Origin of the sequence: Enterobacter sp. BIGb0383 (genome assembly GCF_003751845.1) — a bacterium.
Taxonomy (GTDB): Bacteria; Pseudomonadota; Gammaproteobacteria; order Enterobacterales; family Enterobacteriaceae; genus BIGb0383.
This window is the reverse complement of sequence record NZ_RJKQ01000005.1, coordinates 253,505-273,514: the sequence shown is the minus strand read 5'-3', so window position 1 is coordinate 273,514 and position 20,010 is coordinate 253,505. Positions and strand designations below refer to the sequence as shown.

The following is a 20,010-nucleotide window of genomic DNA, read 5'->3' as shown; positions in this document are numbered from 1 at the left end:
CGGGAGCAGGACAATGGGCATCACATCGCGTATTTCACTCTTAGCCGCAGCAGCGGTTATGACATTCCAGGCGCAGGCGGTCAACGTCACCGTTGCGTATCAGACCTCTGCCGAACCGGCCAAAGTTGCCCAGGCAGACAGCACCTTCGCCCGTGAAAGCGGGGCCAGCGTTGACTGGCGTAAATTCGACAGCGGCGCCAGCGTGGTGCGTGCTCTCGCCTCCGGCGACGTACAGATCGGTAATATCGGTTCCAGTCCGCTGGCAGTCGCTGCCAGCCAGCAGGTGCCGATCGAAGTCTTCCTGCTCGCCTCTCAGCTTGGTAACTCCGAAGCGCTGGTGGTGAAAAAAGGCATCACTAAACCGCAGGATCTGATCGGCAAGCGTATCGCGGTGCCCTTTATCTCCACCACCCACTACAGCCTGCTGGCGGCCCTGAAGCACTGGGGCATTAAGCCAGGTCAGGTGCAGATCCTTAATCTTCAGCCCCCGGCGATTATCGCCGCCTGGCAGCGGGGTGATATCGACGGAGCCTACGTATGGGCGCCTGCGGTCAATGAGCTGGAAAAAGACGGCACCGTACTGACGGATTCCGCCCAGGTCGGGCAGTGGGGCTCGCCAACTCTCGACGTCTGGGTCGTGCGCAAAGACTTTGCCGAGAAACATCCTGAAGTCGTGCGCGCCTTTGCTCACAGCGCTCTCGAAGCCCAGCGTCCCTATATCGAAAACCCGGAAGCCTGGCTGAAACAGCCGGACAACCTTAGCAAGCTGTCGCGCCTGAGCGGCGTGCCGGAAGCGGACGTGCCGGGCCTGGTGAAGGGCAATACCTACCTTACCGCTGCCCAGCAGGTCACCCAGCTTACCGGTCCGGTCAATAAGGCGATTATCGACACCGCGCAGTTCCTGAAAGAGCAGGGCAAAGTCCCGGCGGTGTCGGACGACTATAGCCAGTACGTGACCGACCGCTTTGTGAAGTAACCGGAGGACGGATGCTACAGATAGCGAATCTTTATGCCGACTACGGCGGGCGACCGGCGCTGGAAGATATCAACCTGACCCTCGATAGCGGCGAGCTGCTGGTGGTGCTTGGCCCGTCCGGCTGCGGCAAAACCACGCTGCTGAACCTGGTGGCCGGGTTTATCCCGCTACGTCACGGCAGTATCACGCTGCAGGGGAAACGTATTGAAGGGCCGGGCGCGGAGCGCGGGGTGGTGTTTCAGAATGAAGGGCTGCTGCCCTGGCGTAGCGTGCTGGATAACGTTGCGCTCGGTCTGCAGATTGCGGGCGTTGAAAAAGAAGAGCGTCGGCAGACCGCCCGGCAGATGCTGAAGACCGTCGGGCTGGAAGGGGCGGAAAACCGCTTTATCTGGCAGCTCTCCGGCGGCCAGCGTCAGCGGGTCGGCATCGCCCGTGCGCTTGCTGCGAACCCGCAGCTTCTGCTGCTGGACGAACCCTTCGGGGCGCTGGATGCCTTTACCCGGGAGCAGATGCAGACTCTGCTGCTGCGGCTGTGGAATGAAACCGGCAAGCAGGTATTGCTGATCACCCACGATATTGAAGAGGCGGTGTTTATGGCCAGTGAGCTGGTGCTGCTCTCGCCAGGACCGGGCCGGGTGCAGGAGCGCCTGCATCTCGACTTTGGCCGCCGCTTTGTGGCGGGTGAATCCTGCCGCAGCATTAAATCCGACCCGCAGTTTATCCAGCAGCGCGAGTACGTGCTGAGCCGGGTCTTTGACCAGCGGGAGGCGTTTCAATGAGCGTGGTCATCAATGATAAACCCCGTCGACGCAGTCTTAACCTGCACTGGCCGCTGTCCCGCCAGCTGACGTTAAGCCTCGGCACGCTGCTGGTGCTGCTGGCCATCTGGTGGGCGGTTGCGGCCCTGCAGGTGGTAAGCCCGCTGTTTCTGCCGCCGCCGGGTCAGGTGCTGCAAAAGCTGCTGCTCGTTGCCAGCCCTCAGGGTTTTATGGACGCTACGCTGTGGCAGCATCTGGCAGCCAGCCTGAGCCGTATCTTAGTGGCGCTGCTGGCGGCGGTGGCCCTTGGTGTCCCGGTGGGGATTGCCATGGGTCTCAGCCCTACGGTGCGCGGTATTCTTGACCCGCTAATTGAACTCTATCGTCCGGTGCCGCCGCTGGCCTATCTGCCGCTGATGGTGATCTGGTTCGGCATCGGCGAGACCTCGAAAATTTTACTGATTTATCTGGCGATATTCGCCCCCGTTGCCATGTCGGCGCTGGCGGGCGTGAAGAGTGCGCAGCAGGTGCGGATTCGCGCTGCCCAGTCTCTGGGCGCCAGCCGGGTGCAGGTACTGTGGTGGGTGATCCTCCCCGGTGCGCTCCCGGAAATCCTTACCGGGGTGCGTATTGGCCTGGGTGTTGGCTGGTCCACGCTGGTGGCGGCGGAGCTGATTGCCGCCACCCGGGGATTAGGTTTTATGGTGCAGTCGGCGGGTGAATTTCTGGCAACCGATGTGGTGTTGGCCGGGATCGCGGTGATTGCTGTTATCGCTTTTGCGTTAGAGCTGGGGCTGCGCGCGCTACAGCGTCGCCTGACCCCCTGGCATGGAGAAGTCCAGTGAGTGAACGTCTGAACATTACCCCGCTGGGGCCGTATATTGGCGCGCAGGTTTCCGGCGCTGACTTGACCCGTCCTCTGAGCGACAACCAGTTTGAGCAGCTCTACCATGCGTTGCTGCGCCATCAGGTGATTTTCCTGCGTAATCAGGCCATCACGCCCGCGCTGCAGCGCGACCTGGCCCTGCGGTTCGGAGATCTGCATATCCACCCGGTTTATCCTCAGGCCGAGGGCGTGAAAGAGATTATCGTGCTGGATACCCATAACGATAATCCTCCGGATAACGACAACTGGCACACTGACGTCACCTTTATCGACACGCCGCCTGCGGGTGCGATTCTGGCCGCCAAAGAGCTGCCGTCCACCGGAGGCGATACCCTCTGGACCAGCGGTATCGCCGCCTTTGAGGCGCTGTCGACGCCGTTGCAGACGCTGCTCAGCGGCCTGCACGCCGAGCACGACTTCCGCAAATCTTTCCAGGAGTATAAATTCCGCAAGACCGAAGAAGAGCACCAGCGCTGGCTGGACGCGGTTACGAAAAACCCGCCGCTGCTCCACCCGGTCGTGCGCACCCATCCGGTCAGCGGCAAGCAGGCGTTGTTCGTTAACGAAGGCTTTACCACAAGGATTGTCGATCTGAGCGAAAAAGAGAGCGAGGCACTGCTGGGCTTCCTGTTCGCCCATATCACCAAACCAGAGTTTCAGGTGCGGTGGCGCTGGCAGCCGGATGATATCGCCATCTGGGATAACCGAGTCACCCAGCACTACGCCAATGCCGACTATCTGCCACAAAGGCGCATTATGCATCGGGCAACCATTCTGGGGGATAAGCCGTTTTATCGGGCATAAAGTGCAACGAACTATTCCTTCGGCATTTCACCGGACGCTTAATCGGGGTCTGGTGGAATCAAAGGTTGTGATACCGACAGGATGGTAGCGATCTACAGCCGATACGATAGCGAGGATTTTATCTGCCGGGTCGATGCTGAGCGCATTGGGATTCCAGTGTGATATTTGCTGTTCACTGAGCCGCAGGGCGTCCCAGGGTTTAAAACCGTCGATGCCGATACCGCCCTGGGCCAGAACATCTACGAAGTGCTTTTGGGTATCGTCATAAACCTGAACCCGGCCAATCTGGAGCATTCCGCTAGCCCAGATTTTTGCGCCAAAGACAGTCTGATGATTGTCGCTAATGATATGCCGATACCAGTTTAACAAGAACGCATAGACTGTCCGGGCCATTGTCTTTTTCTCTTTAGATGGCTGAACAAAAGCACCTTTTATCTGAATGCCCGTCTCTGTACCTGCCCGGGAGCGAAAGAGGAAATCTTTATAAACGAAGCGGGCGATCTGTTTTTCGTCATCATCTTCTGACTCGCCAACGATTCTGCGAATGCAGTGAATGACATCTTCTTCGCTTTCATCGTCGAGGCGAAGCTCAAGGGCAAGTTCACGCAGCCACGCATTATCTTGGCCACCCACGATCGAGACGGTGACACAGTAGCGGTATTTTTCGGGGGAGTTAGTGAGTTTCCATTCTGTAAGACGTAGCACATCAAATACCGGGGAGATTAAATAACCCACCCGGTGTTTTACACAAAAATCACAATCAGGAAATGAATCCAGGTCCTTGGTATAACTGACAATTATCGATGGGCCCATTGATTATCGGCGCGCCTCTTCACTGAGGGTTTATTGCGCACCAGACTAACATCGACCCTGTACTTGCTCTTCAGGAATTGCGCAAGATTGCGTTCGATCTCTGAGAAAATCTCGTCTTCACTACCGGCGATTTCAGGATACTGTGTTTCAGGCATCACAACGAAACGAAGACGATTATTGAGCACAACCAGTTCAGCAAAAGGTTTAATGGAAAACGTAGCCTTATCAACATCACTTCTGACCGTAATGATGAAATGCTGATCGCGAAGCGCACCTTCGCTTTTCAGGTGACGGATCTGGAGTGCATCATCCCAATGACGTAGCGGAACCGTTGCGATCATATCGGTGCAATCTCTGATTGTCTGAACTGAGCGAGATGAATTAAGTGCGTTTAGCATTTTTCCGCCTTGGCCGGGACGGTGCCCGGTAATCCCGTGGGGATTAAGAAACGACGAAGATGAGGTGTTTCGCCGCGTAAATATGGTGGATGGTATCGTCGTCAACTGTTCAGAAAATCTACGCCTTTAGCCGACAAAGATCAATCTGCCCTCGGGTTATGCCTGATAAACAGAGTCTAAGGCCTTAGACATTTTTTCAGCGCCCGCATAGCCTCTCCGGCAACCTCCCGGGGAGGTTTTTGACGTAGCACATCACTGAACACTTCCAGTCCCAGCGGTCCCTGATAGCGGTTTACTGCCAGATAATCGAGCAGGGTATGCAGGGGGAAATTCCCCTCACCCGGTAGCAGGCGATGGTGCCGCGCCGTCTCTATTATGTCCCCGGCTTCAGGCAGCACCTGGAGATCCGAGAGCTGTACCAGGAATATTTTGTCCATCGGGATACCGGCCAGGTCGGCAACGGTACGGTTGCGGGCAAAGATATGAAAGGCATCGATCACCAGTCCCAGATTCGGCTCATTAATTTGTTCCACGCAGCGCCATGCCGCATCCGTGGTATTGATATGTGTGCTCCACGCCATGGCTTCAAATGCCACTTTGAGATCCCGCTTTGCGGCTTCGCGACTAAGCCAGTACAGGTCGTCCGTTTCACGTTCGGCCATACAGTCCGGATGCGTGGAGGCGGGAGCTAACAGCGTTGTGGCCCCCAACGCTGCGGCGGTATCGAGCATCGCCAGCGCTTCTTCGCGCTTCTGTTTTTGCATTCCATCTGGCGCGCCATCGAAATCCAGCAATACCTGATAATCCGTCAGTCCGAGATGATGATGCCGTAACTGCCTGACAATCTCTGCGGTGTTTCCGCCCACGGCCTCTATATCCTGCCGCCATATTTCAATCTGGGTAAACCCCGCGTCGGCGGCGGCGCGGATTTTTTGCTCCGTTGTGCCACCGAGCAGGACGGTATTGATAAACAGCTTGTTAACGTTAAAACGCACTTTTCCTCCGGCCTGGTGATTAACATATTGATTGTAGTAGAAATGGCATGAGGGTAACGGACGGGCTAAGGCGCGTTGGCTGCACCTTAGCCAGAAAGAATGGAAAGGATTAGTGCAGGCTCTCCAGAGAGATCGTCTCACCACCGGTTTTCAGCCAGCGCGGCGCTTTTACGGTGTCAGCGAAATAATCGACCAGCTCGCAGAGCAGCTCCGCGATAACCGTTTCTGTTTCTGCTGCCAGTGCTCCCCCCATCAGCAGACCGGTCAGTGCCTGACAATAGCCTGCCAGCTGTGTGGCCTCTGGCTCAAATGCAGGACGATGTGCAGGAATATCCTCTACCGTCAGACTGGGTTTTAAACAGTCCGGAACAGGATCATTAAGCGTCGGCTGTAGCAGGGCGAGGCAGGCAGAGAGTCGGCCGCAGAGGGCCATCTTTTGCAGTGGCTCGTCGCTGCTCGCGATCCCGTGAGCGAAACGTTCGCAGTGATCGGCCAGCTCGGTAAAGTCGGTCACGTGGGTAAAGGGCAGGGTGAACAAAGAGTGGTATTGGGTTGGGTAGACAGGCATAGATAGCCTCCAGTGAATAGTCTTTATCACCACCACCCGAGGTTCCAATCTCATTGGTGGTGGAGCCGGGCAGGGTTGGAACTACTGGCTTCACTGACACCAGCGCACTTTTCAGTGCCCCCGCCCGGTCCACCATGGAGATGTAGCCGAGCGCACGACACAAAAGTAGTGTCGTCAGTGAAGTGATTCAGGGTTCCAATCCTGGCACCTGATTTTGCAGGTGCGGGAAGACCATACTGCTCACCGAAACGGACGACAAGGCTTTTACGCCGAGCTGAGCTGCACTTTATCACTTACCCGAGCCGCCTCGCAAAAAACGCCTAAAATTGCAGTTTGTTTCACTTTGAATTGTCCTTTGACTATAGACAATGAGAGGACGGAAATTATGTTTCTTATTTCGATGCATAAAATATTCATTGCTAATCGAGAAGGGGGGCTGTATTGAAGGTGAGTCTTATTTATATGATATATGTTGCTTTTGTGGGGTTCTAAATTAACATTTGTCATGGCTTTATTTACTTTTAGGGGGTACGGCTAATCCTCCTTCATTTTTCCTTGGTCCCTCGCGCACGTAGGTTTCTTCGAGCCCTATATGCGCAAGGGGAGCATAAACATCGTAAATATTAAGCAATGCTGTGTATGTATGCCACTTTAAGCAAAGGACTCAATCTTTGCGAAGAAATTTTCCTCATTAAATTCTTCAACAACTCTGCCTGCATGGTTACTTGTAACGATAACCCAGCCCTCGTACTGCTCCGGTACACCCTGCGCTCGTAAAGCCCTGTCACGCATATGAAGATTAAATGTTTGAGTATTAGGAGCTCTGCTCATATTGATAATTTTTACTGTGAGCGACCCAGTGATTCCGCCTGCGAACCTAAGGCCTTCAGGATCGATTGAAAGAGTTTTTTCCCCATTTCGGAGAAAAAGTGAAACTACATAATTGACCTTACTTGGTTCTATCGTATCGTTAATGGCCTTTCTATCAGTTTTTGCGGTGATAGCGCTCCCTTCAAACCACGATTGTATTTGTGTTAGGAGTTCTAGTGTTTTCTTTTGAAACTCATCTAACTCTCTATTAAATGATTCTTTGAAGTTTTTAGTTGCTTCATTATTTTCACCTACTTTCTGAAAAAAAATCTCGCGTGAATTCATCTTTCCTCCGTCTGTAATCAATAGTTTCAAAGGTATGATAACTTGCATCAATGGATTTGCATCTGTAGATACTGACTATACACACTTTAAAGCTCTGTTGTACTGGATTCATTTTCTGCAGTGCCCGTCTGAAGATAGGTCTGAGTGGGGGGATAAAAAATAGTTTTTAAGCATGCCAAAAGAGTATGTAGATACAACTCATGGCTTCGTAAACGCTTCTCTTGATAATCTGAAACACGTTCAGGTTATGGTGGAGTGAGCGCTGTGTCTTGCAAAAAGCTCCGACAGTTACCGTTTATTTCATTGTTTTTACTGTGTAAAGCGCATGAGTATGTAAAAAAATTGAAGTTGGCGGATATTCAAACAAGGTAACGTACGATGACAATTTATCGCAGTGCAGGGAAATCTTCTGAGTTTCTTAAACGAGGAAAGCCCACCTAAGGTGAGCTTTCAGTAGCGCGTTGCCTGTAGTGCAATGCGACTAGAACCAGTTAAGGGGAAGTTAGCGTTGCAGGCGGGTTCGCAGAAACCCTACGGATAACAAGTAAGCAAGTCAATCTGTAGAGTTTATAGGGAATAAGAATCTGTGATGTGCAGCAGAATATTCCGCTGAACATCACACGGCCAACATTCCCAGGAGACTGCACTCACGCCGCCGTCTCCTCAATCCCCACACCCCTGTGCGCCCCAATATACCGCTGATACCGGTTTGCCTTCAGATAGGTCAGGTCCACCAGCACCAGGCCGTCGACGCAGTCGTTAAACGCCGGGTCGCTGCCGAAGTCGATAAACTGCACGCCGCCGGGCTCACACAGCTCTGAATACTGCTTATAGAGCGGTGGGATACCGCAGCCGAGATTGCCCAGCAGCGACTTAAGGCGCGTCAGATCTTCCGTATAATCTTCTCCGCCGAACTGCGCCAGTACATCCGGGAGCGTTGCCGGATACGGACGGCGTGAGGCGGCCAGCGGATGGCTTGCCGGGAACCACAGGCGATAGAAAGCGACCAGCAGATCCCGTGCGGCAGGTGGCAGGCCGCCGGAGATGGAGACCGGACCAAACAGATAGCGGTATTGCGGATAGCGCGCCAGATAGGCCCCGATACCGGACCAGAGATAATCCAGGCCGCGACGACCCCAGTAGCGCGGCTGAATAAAGCTGCGCCCCAGCTCGATGCCCTGGCGCAGAACATCGTCCATCTGCTCGCCGTAGTGGAAAAGGCTGTGGCTGTAGAGGCCTTCCTCGCCGTGCTTTTCCACCTGACCGGCGGTAGGCATAAAGCGGTAGGCGCCGACAATCTCCAGATCCTCTTCATCCCACAGGATCAGGTGCAGATAGTCGTCGTCGTAGCTGTCCGTATCCCGGCGTTTGCCGCTGCCTTCGCCCACGGCGCGGAAGGCGATTTCGCGCAGGCGTCCCAGCTCGCGCAGTACCGGCACATCTTCCTGACCGTTACGCTGCCAGAGATAGATAACCTTGCCGTCGGCGGTGCGGCCCAGGCATTCGGCACGCAGCAGTTCTCGCTTAAGCGTGGCGCGGTCTTCCGGACGGGCAATGGCGCTTTCAGTTTTAAAGATACCTTCCTTGCCTTTGCCCAGTCGAATGACGTGTCGACGGCACTTCTCGGCCAGTTCGCGGGACGGCGTACCGGCGTGGTACCAGTTGGACCAGGCGATCTGCTTGCCGATGGAAATAGGCAGGCAGCTGTCGCGACGGCGAAACATTTGCTGCATCAGCAGAAGCATCGGCAGAGTCGGGGAGATCAGGGTGCTGCAGTAAAACAGCATACTGTTGCGGGCGCGGATATGCATCGGCAGCAGCGGGGCGCGGAATTTCGCCGCCAGCTTGATAAAGCCGGTATGCCAGCGCTTATCGCGAATACCTTTACGCGTCGGGCGCGAGACTTCGCCCGCCGGGAAGAAGATCAGGGCACCGGCGCTTTGCAGATGCTGTTCCATCTGCTGCAAAGAGGTTTTGCTGGTGCGGCCATTAATATTATCCACCGGAATAAACAGAGAGCTCAGCGGTTCGAGGTGGCTGAGCATCCGGTTGGTCACCACTTTCACATCGCGACGCACGCGGGAAACTGCGTACAGCAGCGCCAGACCGTCAAGGGTGCCGGTCGGATGGTTGGCGATAATCACCAGTGGGCCATGTTCGGGGATTTGTTCGAGGTCGTGGGCCGGAATGGCGCAGCGAATGGCAAGGTGGTCGAGTACCTGTTCCACCATATCCAGCCCTTTCAGGTGGCGGTGGTGTGCAGCAAAGGACTGGAATTCCTCTTCGTACAATAAACGTTTGAGAACACTTTTTTGCCAGGGGGCGGGTTTCGCCTCAGGCCACAGGTCATCGAGTACGTTGTCGAGACTAAACATGGTCGCTTCTCCTCACGTCTTGCCCAGACAGTAGAAGCGAAATATGACGGTGACATTGCAGAGCGATGAACATTTAGAAGGGCGGGGGATCAACCCGCCCTGAGGGATCAGAGGATGTTTTTCTCCGCCAGATCGAGAGCGAAGTAGCTGAAGATCAGATCGGCACCGGCGCGCTTGATTGCACCCAGGCTTTCCAGAACCACTTTCTCTTCGTCGATGGCCCCGGCCTGCGCCGCGAACTTGATCATCGCGTATTCACCGCTGACCTGGTAAGCGCCAATTGGCAGCTGGGTGCGTTCGCGGATATCGCGCAGGATATCGAGGTAGGCACCGGCCGGTTTGACCATCAGGCAGTCCGCGCCCTGGGCTTCGTCCAGCAGGGATTCACGGATGGCTTCGCGACGGTTAAGCGGGTTCATCTGATAGGTTTTACGGTCGCCTTTCAGCGCGGTACCGGCGGCTTCACGGAACGGGCCGTAGAACGAGGAAGCGAACTTAGTGGAGTAGGACATAATCGCGGTATCGATAAAACCCGCCTTGTCCAGCGCCTGGCGGATCGCCTGTACCTGACCATCCATCGCCGCAGAAGGGGCGATAAAGTCGGCTCCGGCCGCGGCAGCAACCACTGCCTGCTTGCCGAGGTTCTCCAGGGTCGCGTCGTTATCCACGCCGTGGTCGCACAGCACGCCACAGTGACCGTGAGAGGTGTATTCGCAGAAGCAGGTATCGGACATGACGATCATTTCCGGCACCGCGTCTTTGCAGATACGTGACATGCGCGCTACCAGACCATTTTCCTGCCAGGCATCGCTGCCGGTGGCGTCAGTGTGGTGAGAGATACCGAAAGTCATCACCGAGCGGATCCCTGCGCGGGCGATACGTTCGATCTCGCGCGCCAGATATTTTTCCGGAATGCGCATGACGCCAGGCATCGCTTCGATGGCTTTATAGTCGTCGATCTCTTCTTCAACAAAGATGGGCAACACCAGATCGTTTCGGGTCAGGGTTGTCTCTTCAAACATGGCGCGCAGCGCAGGGGACTGGCGCAGGCGGCGCGGACGGGTGATTAAATCGGTCATGGTTTGCCTGAAGGTTGTGCAACGAAGTGAGCAGTCTACCAAATATGGTCGTGGGGTGTTTTGCAAAAGTTATCTTTACCTTCCACGACCATTATGGGATTACGGACGAGCTTTATTGGTACTCAGCTCTGAGACCAGGTCGTTCAGACCGTCGCTCATATTGGTAAAGCGGGTCAGCGGTGAGCGGGTGATCACCACAAAAGCGCCGACGTTATGCTGCGGCACCATCGCCATATAGGTAATAAAGCCTGCGGCACCGCCGGTTTTCTGCACGATCCCCGGGCGGCCCTCTTTCGGTGCCATATACACCCAGCCGAGACCGAGTGCGTCGGCTTTGCCCGGTACGTCCATACCGACCACGCGGGTAAGCTGGCTGCGCGGGTAGATAAGCGTCTGCATCCGGTCCGCCTGCGGGCTGCGGGTGTAGAAGTCTGATGACAGGAACTGCTGCATCCAGCGCATCATATCTCCCGGCGTAGAGTAGATACCCCCGCTGCCGATCGCGGCCAGGGTGTTATTGCACGGGCTGGCGCTTTTTTCCGGCACCATCAAACGGCGGCACTGGTCCGGCGATGGGGTATAGGTCGTATCTTTCATCCCCAGCGGGCGAGCGATTTGCTCCTGAAAGAGCTGGGGGTAAGGCTTACCGGCGGCGGTGGAGAGCGCATCTGCCAGCAGGTCGAACCCAAGATTGGAGTAGTTAGCCTGGGTGCCGGGCGTCGCCTTCAGATTTGCCGTGGAGATCCAGCTCCAGCGCTGGGCGCGGGTCGGCCAGATAAACACATGACGGTTGGCCGCGCCGCCGGGCTGCTCACGCGGCAAAATGCTGGTGTGGGTCGCCAGGTTCTTCAGGGTAATCGGTGCGCCCTGATACGTCGGCACGCGTGCGCCGGGCGGAGCGAACTTGCTCAGGGGATCGTCGAGTTTTACCACACCCTGATCCATCAGCTTCACCAGCATTTCACTGGTCATCACTTTTGTCAGGGACGCTATGCGGATCACTGAATCAAGCTGGGGATGGACGTTACTGCCGGGGCGAGTCTCACCGAAGCTGCGAAACACCCGCTGATTACCGTCGATAACCACCATCGCCATACCGGTAGCGCCGCTACCGTAGAAGATATGGTTGGCGTAACGATCGACGATATCGGACGCGAAAACGGGGTCGGTTAACGGCTGCGCCGCCTGGACCTGTGTCAGTGACGCCGCAGCCAGGGCGGCAGAAAAAAGCAGACTACGTTTCAACGAAGGTATCCATAAGCTAAGTGGAAAAAAGTAAGCGTATTTATACTATGGGCGGGTGCGTTGCAAAGCGCCTTTCACACAATCATAGCGGCTAAAACGTAACTATGAGTAAACGTCGGCGGTTTTTTATGCTCTGGCGAGCACCACAGGAGCTGGCGATGAGGGTCTCAACACGTTTTTTGCATTGGGGTATTCTAAAAATTGCCGATGTTATTTTCGGTTTTGTGTTATTTGTCTGGCTTATTGAGTTAATTTAAATATCACATCTTGTTTTTATTATTGCATTAGAGAATGTATTTTTAGGTTTTTATTTCGTTAATCTATAAAATGTTTTAAATTGAATTGTTAAGAGTTCCCTTGCTACGATGGCGATCGAATAGTTATTTTTTCATTGGGAGAATATTCCAGCCAATAATAAGGTGGGAGCTATGTATTGTATTGATGATATTCTGGATAAAATTAACCATGTAAATACTTCAGGCGTCCGCAGCCTGTCCGCCAGCGAGTCGAAGATTACCCTTTCCGATATTATGGTCCGCTCATTTTCTGAGGTAAAAGACCTTGCCGGGGAGAGTCTTAGCTGGGGAGAGAGCAATTATCTCTACCAGCAGGCGCAGACGGCGTTAAAAGAAAATAAACTGGCAGAGTCGCGTATTCTCAGTCTGGCAAATCCCCAACTGGCCAAAGCGGTAAACCTCGGGATCCGCCAGTCCTCCATGCTGAAGAGCTACGACGGTTTTTTCCCGCAGCGTGCCCGTTCGTTCGTTAAGCCGGGCTCTGTAGCCTCGATGTTTTCGCCCGCGGGCTATCTGACGGAGCTGTATCGTGAAGCAAGGGACCTTCATCCGGAGGTGAGCGAGTACCGGCTTGATACTCGTCGTCCTGATTTAGTGGAGCTGCCGCTTTCCCAAAGCAATATGGATGATGAGCTGTCAACACTGACACTTTCCAGTGAATTGCTGATGAATAATATTCAAAAGTATGATGACAAGAGTTATGACGGCGTGCTGGAGAATTTGTCCATCTGGCGACACTCCGGTATGACTCCGTTCCATTTGCCGTATGAAGCGACGCGCCGCTCAATCATGTTGCAGGATGAGACTTTTTCCGCTTTCCGGCGTAACCCGGAGGTCGCGCAACTGATGGATAGCTCGTCGCTGCTGGGGCTTGAGTCGGATATTTCTCCGGATTTATTCGCTATTCTGACGGAGGAGGTGACGGAGAAAAATGCGGCAGAGCTTGTTAATAAAAATTTTGGCGAGATCGATGTCGATTATTTTCAGGACTTCCAGTTTCTGTCTAAATATTATGGGATAAGCCATGATGAAATGGCCCTTTTCCTTGAGATGGTCACTGAAAATAATGGCTATGCTGATGATGTTTTAAATTCATATGTGGTCGATGAAACGGGCATGTTGCAGCGTTATCGCATTACCCGAACAAAAGGAAGTCACTACGATGCGCAAACGCACTTTATAGATTTATTTAAAGTTTCGGGAAACCGGTTTTATGTCAGGGTTAAGTTCAGGGACGATTATGGTTCGGTCAGCGTCAGAATGGACTCCCCGAGGGAAGAATATCTGTGCGAAATCAACGGGTCGACGATGGCGAATGTCGTCTATCAGTCGCCTGAGTTTCTGTTAACCGATACCGATCTGGCCGACGAGTTTGGACTCTATCTGTACCGATATGGTGAAAAAGGTAGTGATAAAAAAATATCGACCAGGGTAAAGTTTCGTTTTGAACAGGTCCAGTCCGGGACTGATACGGGTATGGGGGCCACTCGCCTGACTAACCTTCTCCTGCTCAAAATGAATAAACTGATCCGTCTGTATAAAGCGACCGGTATTTCGCCTGGTGACATTCGCAGCGTTGTTGAGAACAGTAACAATTATCTCGAGATTACCAGCAAGGTACTCAGTGAATTGTTCTGGGTACACTATTATATGCAACGCTATCAGACTACGCTCTCTGATAGCCTGATCCTCGCCGGTGCGGCAATCAATCAAACCAGCTATCGCCACCGCCCTTCTGCATTTACCCGGTTATTTAATTCACCGCCCTTAAACGGTCAGATTTTTTCCGCTGATGGCGCATCGATTGTGCTGGAACCCTCGATGGTGACCGACACCTTCCGCACCGGGGTAATGAAAGGGGCTTTTCAGGTCAATGATACCGAACTTTATACCCTGTGGACGCTGGCGAAGGGGAAAAGTACCCAGGTGCATTTCACCTGTACTATTGACGATCTCTCCGCGCTGTATCGGGTTAAACTACTGGCCGATGCGCATGGGCTGAGCGTCACGGAACTGGCTGCACTACTGTCCGTCTCACCTTATGCATCGACCGCTATCGCGACGCTTTCAGGCCAGGCGCTGGCTAATCTGGTTAGTTTTATCGGCCTCTGTACCGAATGGCTCAGGGAGCAAAACCTGACCATCAGCGATCTCTGGCTAATGACCACGACGCGTTATAGCACCGCCCTGTCGCCGGATATTGAAAACCTGCTGACGACGCTAAAAAATGGTTTAGGCGACCGGACGTTTAGCGACTGGAATGAACGTTCGCTCGCGCTGGCGCCTTTCGTGGCCGCCGCCACGCAGCTGGATTCGGCGGATATCGCCTGGTATCTGCTGGTCTGGCTTAACAATTTGCAGCCTCAGGGGCTGACGCTTTCGGCTTTTCTGACGCTGGTGATGAAGGAAGGCCGCACGGCCGCAGAGACGACAAAAGTGGTCGGTTTTAGTCAGGTGCTGGGGCAGCTGGCATTAATGGTCAGCACGCTGAAGCTGACAGCCGGGGAACTCGCCCTGGCGGTGATGTCGCCAGCGAAATTCCAGGAGAACGCGGGTGTCACAAACCTGCCGCATAGTCTGTCCACGATGCGTGGGCTGACTCGCCTTCACCACTGGCTACAGCGCTGCGGTTCTTCGGCTACGGAAGTGCTGTCTGCACTGGGCGAGGGAAAACTAACGCCTGCACGGTTGGCGCAGGCGATGATGCTTGATGAACAGCTGGTTGCCCAGGGCCTGACTCAGCATAACGGTGTCGCGTTGACCTTCAGTAGCTGGCGGGATATTGATGTGACCCTGCAGTGGGTGGATATCGCCACCTCGCTGGGGATAACGCCTGCGGGCGTGGCCAGGTTGATGGGCATGAAATACACCACCTCAAATAGTTCGCCTGCCTATGCTGACTGGAAGGCGATGGGTCAGATTCTACAGTCGGGGCTTAATACCCGGCAGAAGACCGAGCTACAGGCGGCCCTGGATGAACGTCTTAGCGCCGCGCTTAGCGCCTACGCGATTAAGTATATCACCCCCGCCTGGGTGACGGACCGCGATAAACTCTACAGTTGGCTGCTGATTGATAATAAGATCTCCGCGCAGGTAAAAACCACCCGTCTGGCAGAAGCGATTGCCAGCCTGCAGCTGTATGTCAACCGGGCGCTGACGGGGATTGAAGACGGAGTAACAAACAGCGTCAAATCCCGGCCATTTTTTACCGACTGGGATCTCTGGAACAAGCGCTATAGCACCTGGGCAGGCGTTTCGCAGCTGGTTTACTATCCGGAAAACTATATCGACCCGACCCTGCGTATTGGCCAGACCGGTATGATGGATGAGATGCTTCAGTCGCTGAGCCAGAGCCAGCTGTCGAGCGATACCGTGGAAGATGGGTTTAAAACCTATATGACCCGCTTCGAGGAGATCGCTAACCTGAAGGTGATCGGCGGCTACCACGATAGCGTCACCGACCAGTATGGTCTGACGTATATCATTGGACGAGCGGCGAATGGCGATTATTACTGGCGTTCAGCGGATATTGGTAAAATGGCAAATGGCACGCTACCGGCCAATGCCTGGCGTGAATGGACAAAAATTAGCGTCGCGATTAGCGCCGTCAACGATCTGGTGCGTCCGGTCATCTTCCAGTCGCGGCTGCATATTTGTTGGGTGGAAAGCCGGGAAATTTCTGTCACCAGCGGCAGCACAACCACCCGGTCCATTGAGTATCAGCTGAAATATGCGCATATTCTGCATGACGGCACCTGGAGTGTTCCGGTATCGGTGACCTCAGCACGGAATATTTTGCCCCCGCAAAGTATCCCGATTAGTGCTATGGGAATGTACTGCGGCTGTGATACGCATAATGAACGGCTTTATTTCTTTTTCCATAAAAAACTCGCCAGCTATGGTAATAAATTATCAAATATTTCCGGGGTGCGTATTTTGCCCGATGGTCATATTGAGGAGCTTGCCGAAGCGGCGGCTCAGGAGTTAGCTGCGCCTGTCTCCTCTCAGCTAAGTACGACCTCTGCGGTACTTTTGAATTCACGCTATTGTAGTGTTGGTGTTTCGAAACCGGTAAGTCTGGGCTATGGATGGGGGGATGGTTATTATTCAATAATGAATGGCAGCTCGGTATCGCCTGTCAATGTCTCCTTGACGAATAACGGAAAAGTGGCGCTGAAAATTAATGCCACTGCAAAAGTAATTTATAATGGCTATAAAGGTGCACGGAGCGGCACTCTGGTCGACATGATGAAGCAGTCCGGTCTTATGGGCGAAGAGTTCTATCTTCCACGAAGTGTGTCGGTAGGGAGTTATGCCTCATCACAAAAGTATGTTGTAGATTGTCTAATCAAAAAAAACAGTCGCCTTGTATTTTTAAGTGCATCATCACAGTATATCAATGGGGGGTTTGTTCCTCATTTCAGAATAGCCGATATTCCTGCATCAAATAAGGATTCGCAGGCTGCATTTAAATGGGGGGAGTTATATCGGGCGGTGTCAAAATATACAGTGGCACATCCTCCAGCTCCGGTATCGGTTTGTCGGAGTAACCCATTCCCGTCAGCCGGGCCTGATTTTACCTTCAGCAGTTTTGAGTATATTAATACCACTATTAACCCTGCGGATGTGAAAATTACGGTGACGGGAGGCGGTAACGTAAGCTTTATCTCCGACCGACGTTCTAAATTTACATTTGGCGAATCACTCTTTTTGTTTGAAAATAAAACAATCGAAGTGCCGCTAAGCGCATTTGTTAACAACACCCTTGACCTTACGCTCACCTGCAGCGCATCCGCGCCGGCCGGAGACGGGCGCTCGCTGGGTAAGGAAAGCTTCCGCGTGACGCTGACCCTCGACGCCGTACCCGTTATTACGCTAAACCAGACGACGACCTCTGCGCAGTATCTGCAGTATGGCGTTCACCGTATCAGGGTCAATACGCTCTTTGCTAAACAGCTGGTTACCCGGGCGAATACCGGTCTTAACACCGTGCTGTCAATGGAAACCCAGCTATTACAGGAACCCCAGCTGGGGAAAGGCTTCTATGTGGATTTTGTGCTGCCCCGCTATAGCGCAAGCGTTCACGGAAGCAGCCGCAAATTTTACCTCAGCCTTAAACATGTGGTAGATAACGACGCGCACGTTGTTTATACCGGTATGCTGGCCGATACCGAATTGAGCGTGCGGCTATTTATTCCTCTGGATGCGACACCGCTCAATACGGAATATTGCGCCCGCGTCTTTTTAACCACCGATAAAATGGGTGATAGCTCATGGCTGGGTGCCCACTTCAAGTATGTGGACGACACCCGGACCGCGATAGAAATTAATAGTCAGTCAAAACTCTCGATGTTTGAAAACGTGGTAATTCTCGATCTGCAGACGGAACCCATGGATTTTAACGGGGCTAACGCCCTCTATTTTTGGGAGATGTTCTACTATGTGCCGATGATGGTCTTTAAGCGTCTGCTGCAGGAGAGTCGATTTACCGAGGCGACCCGCTGGATTAAATATATCTGGAGTCCCGAAGGGTATCTGCTTGATGGTCAGCCTGCCGCCTGGCAATGGAATGTACGCCCGCTGGAAGACGATATTTCCTGGAATGCCAGCCCGCTGGATTCGGTAGATCCGGATGCGGTAGCGCAGGCAGACCCGATGCACTATAAAGTGGCGACCTTTATGTCCTGGCTTGATCTGCTAATTGCCCGGGGTGATGCCGCCTACCGCCTGCTTGAGCGCGATACTCTTAACGAAGCCAAAATGTGGTATGTCCAGGCGCTGAGCGTGCTCGGTGACGAACCCTGGCTGACCTTTAGTGCCGACTGGAGCAATCCTCGTCTGGGAAATGCCGCGGATCAAACATTGAAAACTCGCACCCTGCAGGCGCTGGAGGCGGTACGCCAGCAAACTGACTCGGTGGAACTCTTTACCGCCAATTCGCTGACCGACCTGTTTCTGCCGCAGCAGAACGATAAGTTGATTGGCTACTGGCAGACCCTGGCACAGCGTCTGTATAACCTGCGTCACCATCTCTCCATTGACGGGCAACCTCTGTCGCTGGCGATCTATGCCGCGCCCGCCGATCCGGCGGCGCTGTTGAGTGCTGCCGTTATTGCATCTCAGGGCGGGAGCAACCTGCCTGCGGCAGTGATGCCGCTGTATCGCTTCCCGGTCATGCTGGAGAACGCCCGTGGGATGGTTAATCAGTTAACCCAGTTTGGCAGTAATCTGCTCAGTATCACGGAGCGCCAGGATGCAGAAGCGCTCTCGGAGTTATTACTGACTCAGGGGGCGGAGCTGATGCTGCAAAGCCTTTCCCTGCAGCAAAAAAATATTACCGAGATCGACGCTGACCAACTGGCGCTTGAAGAGAGTCGCCATGGGGCGCAGTCGCGCCATAGCCACTACAGCAAACTCTATGACGAAGATGTCAATCGCGGAGAGACGCAGGCTATGGAGCTTGCCCTGAGTTCGGCCGTATTGTCCACTACGGCACGCGCGGCCTATACCGTTGCTGCGGGCCTGGATGCGGTGCCCAATATTTACGGTATGGCATTCGGCGGTTCCCGCTATGGTGCTATCGCTAAGGCAGTGGGAACCGGTATTGAGATAGGGGCTTCTGCTTCGCATGCCGCTGCAGAGCGTATCACCCAGTCTGAAGCCTATCGTCGTCGCCGTCAGGAGTGGGACGTTCAGCGTAATACGGCAGAGTGTGAGATGAAGCAAATTGACGCTCAGCTGGCCGCGCTGGCGATTAAGCGTGAGGCGGCGGTAATGCAGAAAACGTATCTGGAGACGCAGCAGACCCAGACCCGGGCGCAGATGACCTTCCTGCAAAATAAATTCACCAACAAAGCCCTTTACAGCTGGCTGCGTGGCAAGCTGGCGGCGATTTATTACCAGTTCTACGATCTGACCGTGTCCCGCTGTCTGATGGCGCAGGAAGCCTGGAAATGGACGATGGGGACGGCGAGCGCCACGTTTATCCGTCCTGGTGCCTGGCAGGGAACCTATGCCGGTTTAATGGCAGGTGAGACGCTACAGCTCAGTCTGGCGCAGATGGAAGAACGTTATTTACAGGCCGACGAGCGGGAAAAAGAGGTGACGCGTACCGTCTGTCTGTCTGAGGTTTATGCCGGGCTGGCCGGGAAGGATGCCTTTACGCTGGCAACGGCGGTCACGACCCTGGTCACTGCGGGCAAAGGCAGTGCCGGGGCTGCCGTTAACGGCCTGACCGTGACATCGGATAAGCGGCTGCAGGCTTCTCTGAAGCTCTCCGACCTTAAGATCGATAAGGATTATCCGGACGCGCTGGGTAAAACGCGACGCATCAAGCAAATCAGCGTCACGCTGCCCGCCCTCACCGGCCCGTATCAGGACGTGCGGGCGGTGCTCAGCTACGGCGGCAGCGTGGTTTTGCCACGCGGGTGTGATGCGCTGGCGGTCTCTCATGGGATGAATGACAGCGGTCAGTTCCAGCTCGATTTCAATGACAGCCGCTGGCTGCCGTTTGAAGGGATCCCGGTGGAGGATACCGGGACGCTGGTCCTGAGTTTCCCGGACATTGGGGACCGACAGAAAGCGTTGCTGCTCAGTCTGACGGACATCATTCTGCATATCCGCTACACCATCATCGGTTAATTCTTGTATCTGCTATCAGGC

General features: G+C 54.2%; 13 protein-coding genes. 5 read left to right on the top strand and 8 right to left on the bottom strand.

Going from position 1 to position 20,010, the window contains the following annotated elements; all coding sequences use genetic code 11:
• Nucleotides 1-13: 13 nt before the first annotated feature.
• The 4 genes from tauA to tauD are packed head-to-tail and all read left to right on the top strand — an operon-like array spanning nt 14 to nt 3,424.
• Complete coding sequence (gene tauA, locus EDF81_RS21285; RefSeq protein WP_123350159.1) at nt 14-976, top strand: taurine ABC transporter substrate-binding protein; 963 nt, start codon at nt 14-16, stop codon at nt 974-976.
• An 11-nt stretch (nt 977-987) separates the two neighbouring features.
• The gene (gene tauB, locus EDF81_RS21280) at nt 988-1,755 is read left to right on the top strand and encodes a taurine ABC transporter ATP-binding subunit (protein ID WP_123350158.1); all 768 of its coding nucleotides are present in this window, start codon (nt 988-990) and stop codon (nt 1,753-1,755) included.
• On the top strand, nt 1,752-2,579 hold the full coding sequence (gene tauC / locus EDF81_RS21275; protein WP_123350157.1) for a taurine ABC transporter permease TauC: 828 nt from the start codon (nt 1,752-1,754) through the stop codon (nt 2,577-2,579). The genes tauB and tauC overlap by 4 nt, the downstream gene beginning before the upstream one ends.
• Nucleotides 2,576-3,424, top strand: coding sequence for a taurine dioxygenase (gene tauD, locus EDF81_RS21270; protein WP_123350156.1), 849 nt, complete (start codon nt 2,576-2,578; stop codon nt 3,422-3,424). The genes tauC and tauD overlap by 4 nt, the downstream gene beginning before the upstream one ends.
• A gap of 27 nt (nt 3,425-3,451) precedes the next feature.
• Here the strand turns inward: tauD and EDF81_RS21265 are convergent, their stop codons facing one another.
• From EDF81_RS21265 to ampH, 8 genes are all read right to left on the bottom strand, one after another.
• A complete protein-coding gene (locus EDF81_RS21265; RefSeq protein WP_123350155.1) occupies nt 3,452-4,237 on the bottom strand; it encodes a hypothetical protein in 786 nt (261 codons plus the stop codon).
• Nucleotides 4,222-4,635, bottom strand: a complete 414-nt coding sequence (locus EDF81_RS21260; RefSeq protein WP_260232749.1) for a hypothetical protein — start codon at nt 4,633-4,635, stop codon at nt 4,222-4,224. Before EDF81_RS21260 ends, EDF81_RS21265 begins: the two co-directional genes overlap by 16 nt.
• A 176-nt stretch (nt 4,636-4,811) precedes the next feature.
• Nucleotides 4,812-5,630, bottom strand: a complete 819-nt coding sequence (locus tag EDF81_RS21255) for a sugar phosphate isomerase/epimerase (protein WP_123350154.1) — start codon at nt 5,628-5,630, stop codon at nt 4,812-4,814.
• A gap of 109 nt (nt 5,631-5,739) precedes the next feature.
• Nucleotides 5,740-6,198: a hypothetical protein gene (locus EDF81_RS24155; protein ID WP_123350153.1), complete on the bottom strand. Its 459-nt coding sequence runs from the start codon at nt 6,196-6,198 to the stop codon at nt 5,740-5,742.
• Nucleotides 6,199-6,849: 651 nt separating this feature from the next.
• On the bottom strand, nt 6,850-7,353 hold the full coding sequence (locus tag EDF81_RS21245; protein ID WP_148049949.1) for a hypothetical protein: 504 nt from the start codon (nt 7,351-7,353) through the stop codon (nt 6,850-6,852).
• A 647-nt stretch (nt 7,354-8,000) separates the two neighbouring features.
• The gene (locus EDF81_RS21240; RefSeq protein WP_123350151.1) at nt 8,001-9,728 is read right to left on the bottom strand and encodes a lysophospholipid acyltransferase family protein; all 1,728 of its coding nucleotides are present in this window, start codon (nt 9,726-9,728) and stop codon (nt 8,001-8,003) included.
• 107 nt (nt 9,729-9,835) lie between these two features.
• Nucleotides 9,836-10,807 (bottom strand): porphobilinogen synthase, encoded by a 972-nt coding sequence (gene hemB, locus EDF81_RS21235; protein ID WP_123350150.1) that lies wholly within the window; start codon nt 10,805-10,807, stop codon nt 9,836-9,838.
• Nucleotides 10,808-10,906: 99 nt separating this feature from the next.
• Nucleotides 10,907-12,052, bottom strand: coding sequence for a D-alanyl-D-alanine-carboxypeptidase/endopeptidase AmpH (gene ampH, locus EDF81_RS21230; protein WP_123350149.1), 1,146 nt, complete (start codon nt 12,050-12,052; stop codon nt 10,907-10,909).
• Between the two features lie 428 nt (nt 12,053-12,480).
• On the opposite strand from ampH, the gene EDF81_RS21225 reads away from it, so the two are divergent.
• Nucleotides 12,481-19,989, top strand: coding sequence for a neuraminidase-like domain-containing protein (locus EDF81_RS21225; RefSeq protein ID WP_123350148.1), 7,509 nt, complete (start codon nt 12,481-12,483; stop codon nt 19,987-19,989).
• Nucleotides 19,990-20,010: the final 21 nt, after the last annotated feature.